The following is a 13,066-nucleotide window of genomic DNA, read 5'->3' as shown; positions in this document are numbered from 1 at the left end:
AATTAAGGCATTTTTTGTTCGAGCCAAGAAAATAAATCTTGATAGACTTTCTCTCGCACAGGCGGTGCAGACAAGACCAAATCATGTAAGCCATTTTTGATTGCTAAGGTTTGTACATCACCTTTCATTTTCTTTGCATTGTGTGTCATATCTTTGACATCTAAAATCACATCACTTTGCTGTGCATCAACACCCCATTTTTTTGGATATTTGGATTGGTGTGAATGCATAATCAAGGTTGGAATATTTAAACTAATACCGCGATGGATTTCTTTTTGTGCTTTGTGGATCGCACGTACAAAACATAAATGAACAAAAGGGAGTGATTTGGGTTTCCAATTTAAGTTGAAATCCCATTCACCATAGAAATCTTTATGTAGGCTTGGTGTATACCATTGATTTAAGCCACTTGGGAATTTTGCATTTGGTAAACGTTTGCCAACCCTACCGAGTAAAGGGATTCCCATTTTTTTTTCGACGACACTTTTATAAAAATCATAAAAAGGACTATTGGTCCATAGTGCTTTAATCAGGCGATGATCTGGGTAATGTGCGGCGTAGAGCGTTGTAATTAAGCCGCCCGTTGAGTGCCCAGCAAGTAAAACTTGATTGTGATTTTCTTGACCAATAATTTCGAGTGCTTTACTGATCTCAGCATCATATTCACGAAGGTCTAGAATATAATAAAACTTCTGATGCGGTAATTTTGAGCGTCCGTATTTTCTGAGGTCAAGTGCATAAAAATCATAACCATGCTGGTTAAATTGTTCTGCCATTTCTGTTTGGAAAAAGTAGTCAGAAAAACCATGAATATATAGAACTGCTTTCTTGGTGGCTTGAACTGCTTTCTTGCGAACTAATGTTGCAACGACTTTCCCATCATAATCATCAGCAAAATTTAAAGTGAGTTGCTGATAATCTTCTCCTAATATATCTTTTTGATATTTATATGAATTTAAACTGTTCATTTTTATATCTAATCTGAATTAATTAAGAAACACATTAAATGAAAATGTTTGGATGTCAATGTAAAAGTGAGATACAAACAGTTCTCAAAATCAGTTTGAGTTTTTACTTTTACAAAAAAATCGTTAAGCTATGTGCTGTTGTTTTTGACTGACGAAATTATGAAACAAGAGACTGCACTGAAGTTACTTAAAGCTGGGGAAAATGTTTTTTTAACAGGTTCCGCGGGTGCAGGAAAAACCTATACGCTTAATCAATATATTCACTATCTTAAAGCGCGAAAAGTCCCCGTTGCGATTACGGCTTCTACAGGGATCGCGGCTACGCATATGAATGGAATGACCATTCATACATGGGCAGGGATTGGGATTAAAGATCGTTTGAGTGATGATGACCTCAAACGAATGAAAGAGCGTAAATATTTAAAAGAGCATTTAGAAAATGCCCAAGTCTTAATTATTGATGAAATTTCAATGTTGCATGCCAAACAACTCAATTTGGTTAATCAGGTGCTTAAATACTTTAAAGAAAGTGATGAGGCTTTTGGTGGGATTCAAGTCATTGTTGCGGGTGATTTTTTCCAGTTACCACCTGTGGGTAGAAAAGATGAAAGCAATCGGGATAAATTTTGCTTTATGTCTGAGGCATGGGTTGAAGCAAAATTCCGTGTTTGCTATTTAACGGAACAGCATCGTCAGGATGATGAAATTTTAAATCAGATATTAAATGCGATTCGAGCACAGAGCATTCAGCAGAATCATATTTTCGCATTACAGCAATCTCGTCAGCACGATATTGGTGAAACCTTTACCCGTTTATACACACATAATATGGATGTGGATAACATCAATTATCAGCATCTCAACGAAATTGAGAATGAAAGCCACCAATTCAATGCGGTTGTCGATGGCAACGACAAATTAATCGAAACCTTAAAATCTTCAATACGCGCACCTGAAGAATTGACCCTTAAAAAGCATGCCAAAGTAATGTTTGTCAAAAATAACTTCGATATGGGTTATATCAATGGCAGTTTAGGTGAAGTGATTGGTTTTGAGGAAGATGATAAACAAGGGATTTTACCAAAGGTGAAATTGACAGATGGAACGACATTACTTGTTGAGCCAGAAACATGGTCAATTGAAAATGAAGCAGGCAAGGTGATTGCAAGTTTTCAGCAAATTCCTCTACGTTTGGCGTGGGCAATTACCATTCATAAAAGTCAGGGTATGACGTTGGAAGCCGCAGAAATTAATTTAACGCATACTTTTGAAAAAGGTCAGGGCTATGTGGCTTTATCTCGATTGAAGTCACTGACTGGACTGAAATTGCTTGGGTTTAATGAACAAGCACTTGAGTTGGATAGTTTAGCAATTAAAGCAGATCGCCGTTTTCAGGAATTATCGACTGAAGCAGAAGTCAATTTTGAAAATATTGATCTAACCCCACAGCATAATGCCTTTATTCGTCATTGTGGCGGTACGTTGAATGCAACTGAAATTACACGTAATGAGAAAAAACTTTCGAAAGGCGAAAAACAAAATTATGCAGCAGCGACTTTAGAGGAAACGCGTGCTTTATTTGAAGATGGATATGAAATTGAAGATATTGCCCATGAGCGAGGGCTAACGCCTGCAACGATTATTAACCATCTCGCGCGCTTGCATAAAGAACAAGGATTAGATATTTCTATTGCCAACCCTGGTGATGAAGTCATTGAAGAAGTTCGTAAGATTTATAAACGTTTGCACAAACGTAAAAATCCTGAGCATTTTACCGATGATGGTTCAATTAAGTTACGTCCAATTGTGGAAGCTACAAGTCCACGTATGGCTTATGATCAAGTCCGTTTAGCTTTATTGTTTGTTGAATAGGGCGAATCAAATGCCTCATATGATTGTTCACTATTCAGCAAATTTAACAGCGTTAGATCCGCTAGAATTGCTCAAAGACCTAAATACAGTGTTGCTTAAAACTGAGCTGTTTAGCGTAAATGATATTAAGTCTCGTGTTTTTAAAGATGAGGTATTTTTAATTGGGTTGGAGGATCATCAAGAAGGTTATGTTCATCTAAAACTTTATATTTTGAGTGGACGAACCCAAGTTCAGAAGCAAGCAGCAGGTGAGGCATTACTCCGATTGTTAGAACAAAAAGGTTATCTAAAAAATGAGGCTGAATATTCAATTCAATTATGTGTTGAAGTGATTGATATGCCAAAAGAGAATTATTTTAAGGCGACGATTTAATTTGATTTGAAAATCCGCAATTCTGATCAAGTTTACAGGATATGAATCTTGCAAATTAGCTTTCATCAAATGAATTGAGTTAAATGTATGACGCTATATGATCAGAAGTTGCAACGTGTATGTGAGTACATTCAGCAACATCTAGATGATGAGCTAGATTTGAATACGTTGAGTCAAGTTGCATCACTATCTAAATTTCATTTTCATCGCATTTTTGTAGCGAATACAGGTGTGAATCTGATGAAGTTTATTCAGTTGTGTCGTTTAAAACGAGCCTCATTTCAACTTGCATTTTGTACAGACACCAAAATTATTGATATTGCTTTACAGTCTGGTTTTGATAGCCCTGAAGCATTTAGCCGCGCTTTTAAACGTTCATTTGATCAAACCCCAAGTGCTTTTAGAGAACAGCCCCATTGGCTATCTTGGCATGAAAGGTTTATTTTTTATTTACCTCCGAGAGAAATCATGATGAACGTTAATATTGTAGAAAGAGCAGAAGAGAAAATCGCATTTATTTCTCATCACGGTGCACCAAAACGTGTATTTGAAACGACAGCACAATTTATTCAGTGGCGCAAAGAAACGGGATTATCTCCTATAGCAAAAAGCCGCACCTACGGTATTCCATTTTCTGACCCTGAACAGACTTTAAGTGATGAATTCCGTTTTGATATTGCTGGAACAATCACGGCGGATATACCTGAAAATACATACGGTGTAAGCACAGGTACTCTTCCCAAAGGCAGCTATGCCGTTATTCGGCATTTGGGCAGTCACGATCATATTAAAGACAGTATTTACTATCTATATCGGGACTGGTTACCACAATCAGCACGTGAAGTAGGGGATTTTCCCGTCTTTTTTCACTACCACAACTTTGTTCATGATGTAGATGAATGCGATTTGATCACAGACATTTATTTATTACTGAAATAGCGATTAAGCTCTGCTTATTAGCAGAGCTGAATTATAAAATTTCAATATCTACATATTGCTGAATTAAATTGTCATCGAGCATGTGTATGTAATCTAAAAAAGCGACATTAAAGCTTCCAACTGTTTGTGCATGTTCATAAGCCAGTTTGCCTGCAATCGCAAAATGAATGTGTGAAGCAAGCGCCGCAATGGTTGAATTCGTTACTGCATGATAAGCAGCGGTTAATGCACCTAGAGCGCATCCTGTTGCAGTAATTTTAGGCTGTAAATGGCAACCACCATTTACTTTGATTACCATATCGAATTGTTTGGAAATGATATAGTCAGATTCACCAGAAATCGCAACACACTCAGTATGCTGTAACAAGCTTTTTGCTTGAGCATAAACATCATGGCTATTTAATGTGCTATCAACACCTTTAGATTGAACTTGACTGCCCGCTAAAGTACTAATTTCAGAGGCATTGCCGCGGATAATGGTAGGTTGAAACTTGAGTAATTGATCAACAGTTTCACTACGCCATTTCAGGATTGCTCCATAGCCAACAGGATCGAGTACCCATGGTCTTTGTTGCTGTTGTGCCGTTTTGGCTGAAATCAGCATCGCTTGAGTTTGTTCAGTCGTAGGTGTACCAATGTTGATGCTTAAAGCTGCACAAATTTTTGTAAAATCTGCTGCTTCAAATGGATTGTCGATCATTGCGGGCGATGCACCAGCTGCAAGTAAGATATTTGCGACGTAATTATTGGCGACACTATTGGTAATACATTGTACCAATGGGGCTTGTTGCTGAAGAGCTTGCCAAGCTTCAATCACTTGCTCAATGAGTTGTTGTTTTTGTGACATTCATCACCCCTTAAAAATTTTAAAAAATAATAGTTTAACGCGTAAAGTAGTGGTCTTGATGCTTACATCGACGACAAATCAATGATACATAGTCTGTAGCATCATAATCGACTACAAGATCATTTGAACCGCAATACATGCAACGCTTTACTGCATAAAAATTTAAACGAGGTTCGATCTTGCGCCAAGATTTCCAGACAGGCTGAATAAAAATACTCTCGTCATAACCCAAAAATTTAAATAATAATACTTCGCTCATTTTACTAAATGGAATGGTATATGGGCGAGGTAATGTCGTGGTTTCCCAACGTTCAGCCAAAGCGCGTTCACGATATTGTTCTAATGTCTTTTTGAGTAAGTTGGTATTAATAAATTTATCGTTTCTTGGCTGCAATGCTTTTTGCTTATAGAGGTACTCTAACGCAGTTTGAATTAAGTAAAAAATTTGACCCACTGCGAGCCCTTCCATCAGACGATAGCAAAAGGCTTGAAATGAGCGATTGCCAGCGATTTGAATGCCCCAAGTTCTACAATAAAATTGCATGAACTGGACGATTTCTTGATAAAGAATCAAATACAAAGCATCTTTAACTTCATCTGTCGTTTTGAAGGGAATACCTAAACTTAGATTCTCATAAAACCAATGGCGCAATTGTTGGGTTACACTAAATAAACTCGGATCAGAATAACCATCAAGCCGAAGATTAAGATAAAAATGTTCTGTTTCTAGGCTCGAATCTTGTGATTTAAATATGCCTAATTTGAGTAACTCTTGAACGAGTTGATTTTGAAATAAATAATTGGGGGTGAAATCATGATATTTAATGTTCTTCCAGTGGATGAATTCATCATGCTGTACATCTTCACGAGCATAACTGTCCAACAAACTTAGTAAAAATAATTTATGCATAAAGCTGAGTTGATTCAGGCTATAAATCACTTCATCTTTGACTTTGTATTTACGTTGTTCTTGTAAAATGGTTTGTTGAGTTTGTTTTTTGCGCTGAGCGGTGCATTGAGCACAATGGCAATTCAGTTTGCTGTCACTTTTAAATACACGATGTTGGCAATGACTACATTCATGAAATTGGAATTCTTGTGAGTATTGCTCAGCTTCAATCCAGAACATGGATGCTTGGCACAATGGACAATGGCTACTTTCATCTAACTGCTTTTGCAGAATCTGTAAATCCATTGACAATAAACCTATATAACCACGAAATGAAAGGATTATACATTGCTCGTGCTCGGAGTGAGAAAAAGATTATTTGCACTGAAAAAGTAGTTTTGTATTGAGATTTAATCCACTGAATTTTATATAAAAGCTAAGCAGGTGGCTGATCTATTTTTTAAAGTATGGTAAATTTTTGCCCCATATTAAAAGATGTTATTAACTTTGTTTATAGAAGTAGAAAGAGATAAGGATGAATAATCAAATATTGTTGAAATGCTCTATTGCATTAATTGCTTGTTTTACAAGTATTCTCTCATATGCAAGTTCAATTGAAGGCTATTGGCGCAGTATTGATGATCGGACAGGCGAACAACTGACCATCATTGAAATCAGGAAAGCACCAGATAATACCTATCGAGGAAAGATTGTTTATATCTATCCAAATGCACATGGTGTTGTTGTTACACATTGCGTAAATTGTCCACCGCCTTACACAGGAAAAGCACGTTTAGGCTTGGAAGTGTTGACAGGTTTAATTGAAGACCCTAAACGACCAAATAATTTTATTAATGGACTTATTGTCGAGAGCAAAACAGGAAAAGTATATAAAGGCAAGGCACGATTAAATGCAGATGGTAAGCATTTAAATATGCGCGGTTATGTCGGAATTTCAGCTTTAGGGCGTACCGCAGTATGGATACGCACAGATAATGCAAACCCTTAGGCATTAATTTTAAAATATGTGAAATGCTTAAAATTTATTGTGATTTTAAGCAGTTAAATATCCACTCGTCTTGTTGACTGTCTAAGAACATTGGAATAAAAATATATTAGATGGATCTACTTTGCACTTAGGGAGAGCATATTATGCAAAAACATTCACTCATGAAAGGAATCGTGGGAATTTCATTTGCCCTATTCGCAACTGCTAATTTCGCGATGACACCTGAAGGCTTTTGGAAAAGTATTGATGACCGTACGGGTGAACAGCTTTCAATCGTAGAAATTAAAAAGAAACCTGATAATACTTATACTGGCACAATCGTATATCGTTACCCAGTACCGGGTGGTGGCACGGTATTAACCAATTGTGTGAAATGCCCTGAGCCTTTCAAAAACAAACCTATTTTAGGACTTCAGATCGCATCAGGTTTGCGAGAAGATCCTAAAAATCCAAACCATTTTATTGACGGAAAAATACTCGAACCTAAAACGGGCAATCTTTATAAAGGCAAAGCTCAGTTAAGTGCTGATGGTAAACGTTTACGTATGCGTGGATATATGGGGATTTCTGCTTTAGGTCGTACCCAAGTTTGGATTAGGACTGACAGTGCCAATCCTTAACCCTGTTGAACAAATAAATTTGGTTCAATATCAGGGTTTATGTCTTAATGAATTTATGTCTAATTATATTTTAGCCATTTTATGAATTCATCTATTTAGATCAGTTTCAATGCTTTGATATTGAATCAAAGAGGTTTTTTTATGCTCTATCCTAAGAGATCGAGCATAAAAAACATTTTCCGTATTCAAAATGTTGAGGCTTGTATGTATAAAAATTCATTAAAGAAATGCCTAATCGGAATGGCATTGGTTATTACAAGTGTTGGTAGTTATGCAAGTTCAATCGAGGGTTACTGGAAAAGTATAGATGATCGTACGGGGGAGCAGCTTTCAATTGTCGAAATTAGAAAAGGCACTGACGGTTATTATCATGGCAAGATTGTCTATCGTTACCCTAATGCACACGGTATTAAGTTAGCCAATTGTGTTAAATGCCCTGAGCCATATACTAATCATCCAATCCTTGGCTTAGAAATCTTATCAAAGCTTAAAGATAACCCTGATAATCCAGATGCGTATATTGATGGTAGAATAATGGAACCAACCAGTGGCCGGATCTACAAGGGTAAGGCACTTGTAACGAGTGATGGAAAACGTTTACGTATGCGTGGTTATATGGGAATTTCAGCATTAGGTCGAACAGTGGTCTGGTTGAGAACAGATCGTGCAAGCCCTTAAAATAAAACTGTGATATATCAGGTCAAAGAATTTGATTTTATTTATTTTAAAATAATGTTATTCATTACATGAATTTTACCAGTTGGATCAGTTGTTTTTTAAGCAAAAGGACTAATTGGTAGCGTGAAACTTATCTGAAAATATGGTAAGTTTCAATAATTAAACCTATAAATATGAATGGGTTGGCTTTTAAAAAGACGGGGTTAGTATGCTAAATCAAATGTTTCTGAAAGGAATCATGGGAGTTTCTATTGCTTTTTTAAGCATGACTGCTTTTTCAGCTTCGATTGAAGGTTATTGGAAAAGTATTGAAGAACGTACAGGTGAGCAACTTTCGATTGTTGAAATCCGTAAAGGATCAGATGGTCGCTTTCATGGGAAAATTGTTTATCGTTATCCTAATGCTCGTGGTTTTTCCCTTGCGAACTGTACCAAGTGCGCAGCTCCAAATACCAATAAGCCAATTCTTGGCTTAGAAATTTTATCAGGTTTTAGAGAAGATCCAGATAAGCCAGATTCATATATTGATGGTCGAGTATTAGAAGCAACAAGTGGTAAAGTTTATAAAGGTAAAGCGGTCGTAACGGGTGAAGGTAAACGTTTACGTATGCGCGGTTATATGGGCGTTTCTGCCTTAGGTCGTACAGTCGTCTGGTTACGAACAGATAGTGCAAATCCTTAATTAGTGTAATAAAAAACCTCGAAAATATTTCGAGGTTTTTTATTAAATGTAAAAGTTAAACAGGGCATGGTAAGTTTTCGTCCTCCTGACCGATTTTTTTGGCTGCAATAAGTGCTTGTACTTTTTTACTCGGCAATTTTTCTTTGCCAAGTGCATCATAAGTGTTCACAATGTTGGTCACTTCTAATGTTGTCAGTTCAATTCCTTCTGCTGTTAAAAAAACGGAAATTACATGATGATCGACGCCAGCTTTTGCAAGATCATGGATCGCTTTAATATTTTCTAAACGATATAAGTGTGCTTTTAATTCCATCGTCTTAACCCTCGCTTGATTTATTGTATTACCTACATTGGCATATAAACTTAAGCAATAACCGTGCACAAAATGTAAAACTCAGGAAAAAAATGTAAGTTGCGCGATAGAACGCAATTGGTTCTGTATTTTTTATTTAAGATTGGAAAACGATGTTGTAATTTTGTCTAAATGATCGGGCAATTTGCAGATCAAATTTGAAAACCTGAATAGTAAACCCAATAAAATTATTAAAACTGATACTGAGCCGTAAAGACAGGTTTTATAAGTTGGCGTATGATCTGATAGAGTTTCACCGATACTTCTGACAAAAGTGATTTGTCACAAAAATTTAGGTGAAATAAGGCATGATTTGTGCAACCGAATGACTTTAATCAAGAAGTCTTGCCAACAAGACCATCTAAACGACATGATGAAAGATAAGGAATACTGATGAATATTGCGGCACAACCTCCCGTACAAGTAGATCAAACCATTTACCTCAAAGATTATCAAAAACCATCTTTCTTGGTTGAATCAATTAACTTAGATATTCAAGTCTATGATGATCATACGATTGTTGACTCAACCTTAGTGATGAAACGTCAAACGACTGGTGCTTTGGTGCTTTTGGGGCGTGATCTTGAATTAAAGTCGATTCAATTGAATGGGCAAATCCTGAGTGCAGCGCAATATGATTTAGACGATGAGCAATTGTTGATCACAGATGCACCAGATGAGGTCATTTTAAAAATCCAAGTCATTATTCATCCTGAGTCAAATACGCAGCTTGAAGGTTTATACAAGGCGGGTGATTTATTCGTTACCCAAAATGAACCTGAAGGTTTCCGTAAAATTACCTTCTATCCAGATCGTCCAGATGTGCTTGCTGAGTTTACGACACGGGTAGAAGCAGATAAGAAATATCCAGTTTTACTTGCCAATGGTAACTTGTTGGAAACGGGTGAAGTTGGGGAAGGTCGTCATTTTGCAATTTGGCAAGATCCAACCAAAAAGCCAAGCTATTTATTTGCCTGTGTCATTGGTGATTTAGCTGTTTTGACAGACCGTTATACCACCTCTGAGGGGCGTGACGTTGCCTTAGAAATTTATGCAATTGAGAAAGATATTCCAAAATGTCACATTGCAATGGAAGCGTTAAAGCACTCTATGCGTTGGGATGAAGAGCACTATGGTCGTCCTTATGATCTCGACAATTATATGATTGTCGCAGTGAGCCAGTTCAACATGGGTGCAATGGAAAATAAAGGTTTGAATATCTTTAATACCTCATGTGTGCTTGCCGATGAGGAATACACCACTGATGCTGCGATTATGCGAGTTCAGTCAGTCATTGCACATGAATATTTCCATAACTGGACAGGCAACCGAATCACCTGTCGTGACTGGTTCCAATTGTGTTTAAAAGAGGGCTTAACAGTTTTCCGTGATCAGTCTTTCTCTGAGGATTTACAATCAGCGGCCGTACAACGAATTGATGATGTAGCGGTATTGAAATCACATCAATTCCCAGAAGATGCTGGCCCATTATCGCATCCGCCACGTCCAGATCATTTTGTCGAAATCAACAACTTCTATACCGCGACAGTGTATGAGAAGGGTGCTGAAATCAACCGCATGATGGCCACTTTATTGGGTAGAGAAAAATACCGTCAAGGGACTGATGAATATTTTCTGCGTCATGATGGGCAAGCAGTCACAGTTGAGGACTGGGTTGCTGCATTGAGCGCAGGTTCAGGGGTTGATCTATCTAACTTCCTTACATGGTATAACCAACCAGGTACGCCAAAGTTAGAAGCGAAAGGTGAATATGATGCTGCTGCACAGATTTATCGTTTAAGTTTCAAACAAAGCTTGAAAGCACATCCAAAATATCCAAATCTCAAAGCAGTGCCAATTCCTGTGGCTCTCGCCTTATTTAATGCCAAAACTGGTGAGCAATATACCTTGCACAGCGCTGATCTGTTTGTGAATGAGGTTAAAGATGGTGTGTATTTATTTGATCAAGACCAAGCGAGTATTGAATTTACAGGCGTGACTGAGCAACCTGTGGCTTCGTTATTACGTAATTTCTCTGCACCTGTCAATTTGGTGTTTGATTATTCCAATGATGATCTTGCATTTTTGATTCAGCACGAAACCAATGGCTTTAATCAATGGCAAGCGACACAAACTTTATTGGAACGTATTCTTTTAGAAGACCATAAGGTGGATACCTATATTCAGGCAATTAAAAATACCTTGCCAGACCTAGTGAATAAAGATCCGTTATTGGCATCGCGTTTATTTGATGTGCCAAGTGAAAACTATTTAGGCAGTCGTATTGATCAAGACTATGAGCCTGAACTGATTCGTGAGAAGCGTGAAGCTGTGCTAGATCGTTTAGCACGTGATTTAGGTTCATTCTGGAAAGAGACTTATTTGGCCTTAGATCCAGACCAGCAAAAAGAGTTTTCTTTAGCAATGGGCGTGCGTTCATTAAAGAATATCACTCTGAATATGTTGGCGCGTCAAGGCGATGAGTCTGTATTTGATTTGGCTTATGCGCAATATCAACAAACAGGCAATATGTCCGAACGTTTAGGCGCATTGCGTGTTTTAGTCTGGAATGATGCGCCACAAGCGCAGGCTGCACTTGCAGATTTCTATAACCGTTTTAAAGATGAAGCCTTGTCTTTAGATCAATGGTTTAGCATCCAAGCATCGAATCCATGTGCGACAGCGGAAACGATTGAGTATCTGACTAAGCACGCCGATTATGATTTGGGAACACCGAACCGTATCCGTGCAGTGAGTGGGGGACTTGCTGCAAATCCAGTGAATACGTGGAGCTTTGGTGTCGATCATTTTATTGAGCTTGCCGCTTATTTGGATGAGAAAAACCCAATTTTAGGTTCGCGTTTATTACAAGTACTGTCACGTTGGTACACCTTGGCTGAACCACAACGTAGTCAGGTGCAACAGGCGCTTAAGGCGTTGCAGCCTAAAGTAAAATCGAAAAATGTAGCAGAAACATTGAACAGTTTACTCAGTATTTAATTTACTGATTGAATGAATAGGAACAGGATGTCGTCAGACATCCTTTTTTATTTGACAATTAATATTGTCAGAAATACTATGGAAATCATTCGAATGTAACGGATGACTGCAATGGAAATAAAAACAATCACATTACCGACACGTCAAATTGAAGTTGAAGTGTATGCACCTGCACAAAACTCTGAAAAAACGCCTGCGATTTTATTGCTACACGAGTTATTTGGTATCCTCGATGTTTATAGAGAAGATGCACAAGACTTGGCTGATCGAGGTTATTTGGTTTACGTGCCTAATTTATTTAGTGGTGGTGCAGTCAAATATTGTATTCGTGCTATGGTGAGTAAGGCAGGACGTATCAATTCAGCGGACAGTGAAGTTAATCAAGAAATTCATGTATTACTCGATGCATTAAAGGCAGACCCAAGATCTAATGGTCGCTTGGGTATGTTAGGTCAATGTTTAACAGGTGGTTACGTCATTCAAATGGCAAAGCGCGAAGATATGTTAGCACCTGTGGTTTATCATCATTCTCTGGGGATTCAAGGTGCTGGTGTTCCAAACAACGAGTCTCTGGATGAAGTTCGCATTCTACAGGGACATTGGTCTACGGTTGATCCATTTTGCCCAGCGACCAAACGCAATAAACTGATCCAGCAATTGGGTGATCGGGTTGAAGCTTATACCTATAACATGCCACATGGCTTTCGTAGTGTCAGTCGAGGACTGCCTGAGGCGAAAATGGTTTGGCAACGTACCATTGATTTTTTTGAGCGCGAGTTAAAACAAAATATTGTATAAATGCTATGCTAATAAAGCGATTATTTATAAGCATTTATG

The 13,066-nt window shown here is 37.7% G+C and carries 13 protein-coding genes; 9 read left to right on the top strand and 4 right to left on the bottom strand.

The annotated features are described in order from the left end of the window. Positions 1-2: 2 nt before the first annotated feature. Positions 3-968 carry an alpha/beta hydrolase gene (locus O1449_RS09475; protein WP_269238162.1) on the bottom strand — a complete coding sequence of 322 codons (966 nt, stop codon included), beginning with the start codon at positions 966-968 and terminating at the stop codon, positions 3-5. Between the two features lie 159 nt (positions 969-1,127). On the opposite strand from O1449_RS09475, the gene O1449_RS09470 reads away from it, so the two are divergent. From O1449_RS09470 to O1449_RS09460, 3 genes are all read left to right on the top strand, one after another. Then, positions 1,128-2,840 (top strand): AAA family ATPase, encoded by a 1,713-nt coding sequence (locus O1449_RS09470; RefSeq protein WP_269238161.1) that lies wholly within the window; start codon positions 1,128-1,130, stop codon positions 2,838-2,840. A gap of 10 nt (positions 2,841-2,850) precedes the next feature. Then, complete coding sequence (locus O1449_RS09465) at positions 2,851-3,213, top strand: 5-carboxymethyl-2-hydroxymuconate Delta-isomerase (protein WP_269230056.1); 363 nt, start codon at positions 2,851-2,853, stop codon at positions 3,211-3,213. Positions 3,214-3,300: 87 nt separating this feature from the next. Beyond that, complete coding sequence (locus tag O1449_RS09460) at positions 3,301-4,152, top strand: AraC family transcriptional regulator (RefSeq protein WP_269238160.1); 852 nt, start codon at positions 3,301-3,303, stop codon at positions 4,150-4,152. A 31-nt stretch (positions 4,153-4,183) separates the two neighbouring features. Here O1449_RS09460 and thiM read toward each other — a convergent pair whose 3' ends face one another. Both thiM and O1449_RS09450 read right to left on the bottom strand, forming a co-directional pair. Then, on the bottom strand, positions 4,184-4,999 hold the full coding sequence (gene thiM, locus O1449_RS09455) for a hydroxyethylthiazole kinase (RefSeq protein ID WP_269238159.1): 816 nt from the start codon (positions 4,997-4,999) through the stop codon (positions 4,184-4,186). 34 nt (positions 5,000-5,033) lie between these two features. Continuing rightward, the gene (locus O1449_RS09450) at positions 5,034-6,194 is read right to left on the bottom strand and encodes a hypothetical protein (RefSeq protein WP_269238158.1); all 1,161 of its coding nucleotides are present in this window, start codon (positions 6,192-6,194) and stop codon (positions 5,034-5,036) included. A gap of 229 nt (positions 6,195-6,423) precedes the next feature. On the opposite strand from O1449_RS09450, the gene O1449_RS09445 reads away from it, so the two are divergent. The 4 genes from O1449_RS09445 (at position 6,424) to O1449_RS09430 (ending at position 8,877) form a co-directional block, all read left to right on the top strand. After that, positions 6,424-6,897, top strand: a complete 474-nt coding sequence (locus tag O1449_RS09445) for a DUF2147 domain-containing protein (RefSeq protein WP_269238156.1) — start codon at positions 6,424-6,426, stop codon at positions 6,895-6,897. A 143-nt stretch (positions 6,898-7,040) separates the two neighbouring features. Further along, positions 7,041-7,517, top strand: a complete 477-nt coding sequence (locus O1449_RS09440) for a DUF2147 domain-containing protein (RefSeq protein ID WP_269230061.1) — start codon at positions 7,041-7,043, stop codon at positions 7,515-7,517. A 240-nt stretch (positions 7,518-7,757) separates the two neighbouring features. After that, complete coding sequence (locus O1449_RS09435) at positions 7,758-8,195, top strand: DUF2147 domain-containing protein (protein ID WP_269230428.1); 438 nt, start codon at positions 7,758-7,760, stop codon at positions 8,193-8,195. 208 nt (positions 8,196-8,403) lie between these two features. Continuing rightward, a complete protein-coding gene (locus tag O1449_RS09430; RefSeq protein WP_269230062.1) occupies positions 8,404-8,877 on the top strand; it encodes a DUF2147 domain-containing protein in 474 nt (157 codons plus the stop codon). A gap of 55 nt (positions 8,878-8,932) precedes the next feature. Here O1449_RS09430 and O1449_RS09425 read toward each other — a convergent pair whose 3' ends face one another. Further along, positions 8,933-9,190, bottom strand: coding sequence for a hypothetical protein (locus O1449_RS09425; protein WP_004652954.1), 258 nt, complete (start codon positions 9,188-9,190; stop codon positions 8,933-8,935). A gap of 432 nt (positions 9,191-9,622) precedes the next feature. Between O1449_RS09425 and pepN the strand changes: the two genes are divergently transcribed. Further along, positions 9,623-12,229: an aminopeptidase N gene (gene pepN / locus O1449_RS09420; RefSeq protein ID WP_269238155.1), complete on the top strand. Its 2,607-nt coding sequence runs from the start codon at positions 9,623-9,625 to the stop codon at positions 12,227-12,229. A gap of 111 nt (positions 12,230-12,340) precedes the next feature. Continuing rightward, the gene (locus tag O1449_RS09415) at positions 12,341-13,027 is read left to right on the top strand and encodes a dienelactone hydrolase family protein (RefSeq protein WP_269238154.1); all 687 of its coding nucleotides are present in this window, start codon (positions 12,341-12,343) and stop codon (positions 13,025-13,027) included. The last annotated feature ends 39 nt before the right edge of the window (positions 13,028-13,066 follow it).

Origin of the sequence: Acinetobacter sp. TR3 (genome assembly GCF_027105055.1) — a bacterium.
GTDB lineage: Bacteria > Pseudomonadota > Gammaproteobacteria > Pseudomonadales > Moraxellaceae > Acinetobacter.
This window is presented reverse-complemented; position numbering and strand designations above follow the sequence as displayed.

Coding starts and splice junctions, on each gene's coding strand:
- O1449_RS09475 (WP_269238162.1), bottom strand. CDS start 968: ATGAACAGTTTAAATTCATATAAATATCAAAAAGATATATTAGGAGAA.
- O1449_RS09470 (WP_269238161.1), top strand. CDS start 1,128: ATGAAACAAGAGACTGCACTGAAGTTACTTAAAGCTGGGGAAAATGTT.
- O1449_RS09465 (WP_269230056.1), top strand. CDS start 2,851: ATGCCTCATATGATTGTTCACTATTCAGCAAATTTAACAGCGTTAGAT.
- O1449_RS09460 (WP_269238160.1), top strand. CDS start 3,301: ATGACGCTATATGATCAGAAGTTGCAACGTGTATGTGAGTACATTCAG.
- thiM (WP_269238159.1), bottom strand. CDS start 4,999: ATGTCACAAAAACAACAACTCATTGAGCAAGTGATTGAAGCTTGGCAA.
- O1449_RS09450 (WP_269238158.1), bottom strand. CDS start 6,194: ATGGATTTACAGATTCTGCAAAAGCAGTTAGATGAAAGTAGCCATTGT.
- O1449_RS09445 (WP_269238156.1), top strand. CDS start 6,424: ATGAATAATCAAATATTGTTGAAATGCTCTATTGCATTAATTGCTTGT.
- O1449_RS09440 (WP_269230061.1), top strand. CDS start 7,041: ATGCAAAAACATTCACTCATGAAAGGAATCGTGGGAATTTCATTTGCC.
- O1449_RS09435 (WP_269230428.1), top strand. CDS start 7,758: ATGGCATTGGTTATTACAAGTGTTGGTAGTTATGCAAGTTCAATCGAG.
- O1449_RS09430 (WP_269230062.1), top strand. CDS start 8,404: ATGCTAAATCAAATGTTTCTGAAAGGAATCATGGGAGTTTCTATTGCT.
- O1449_RS09425 (WP_004652954.1), bottom strand. CDS start 9,190: ATGGAATTAAAAGCACACTTATATCGTTTAGAAAATATTAAAGCGATC.
- pepN (WP_269238155.1), top strand. CDS start 9,623: ATGAATATTGCGGCACAACCTCCCGTACAAGTAGATCAAACCATTTAC.
- O1449_RS09415 (WP_269238154.1), top strand. CDS start 12,341: ATGGAAATAAAAACAATCACATTACCGACACGTCAAATTGAAGTTGAA.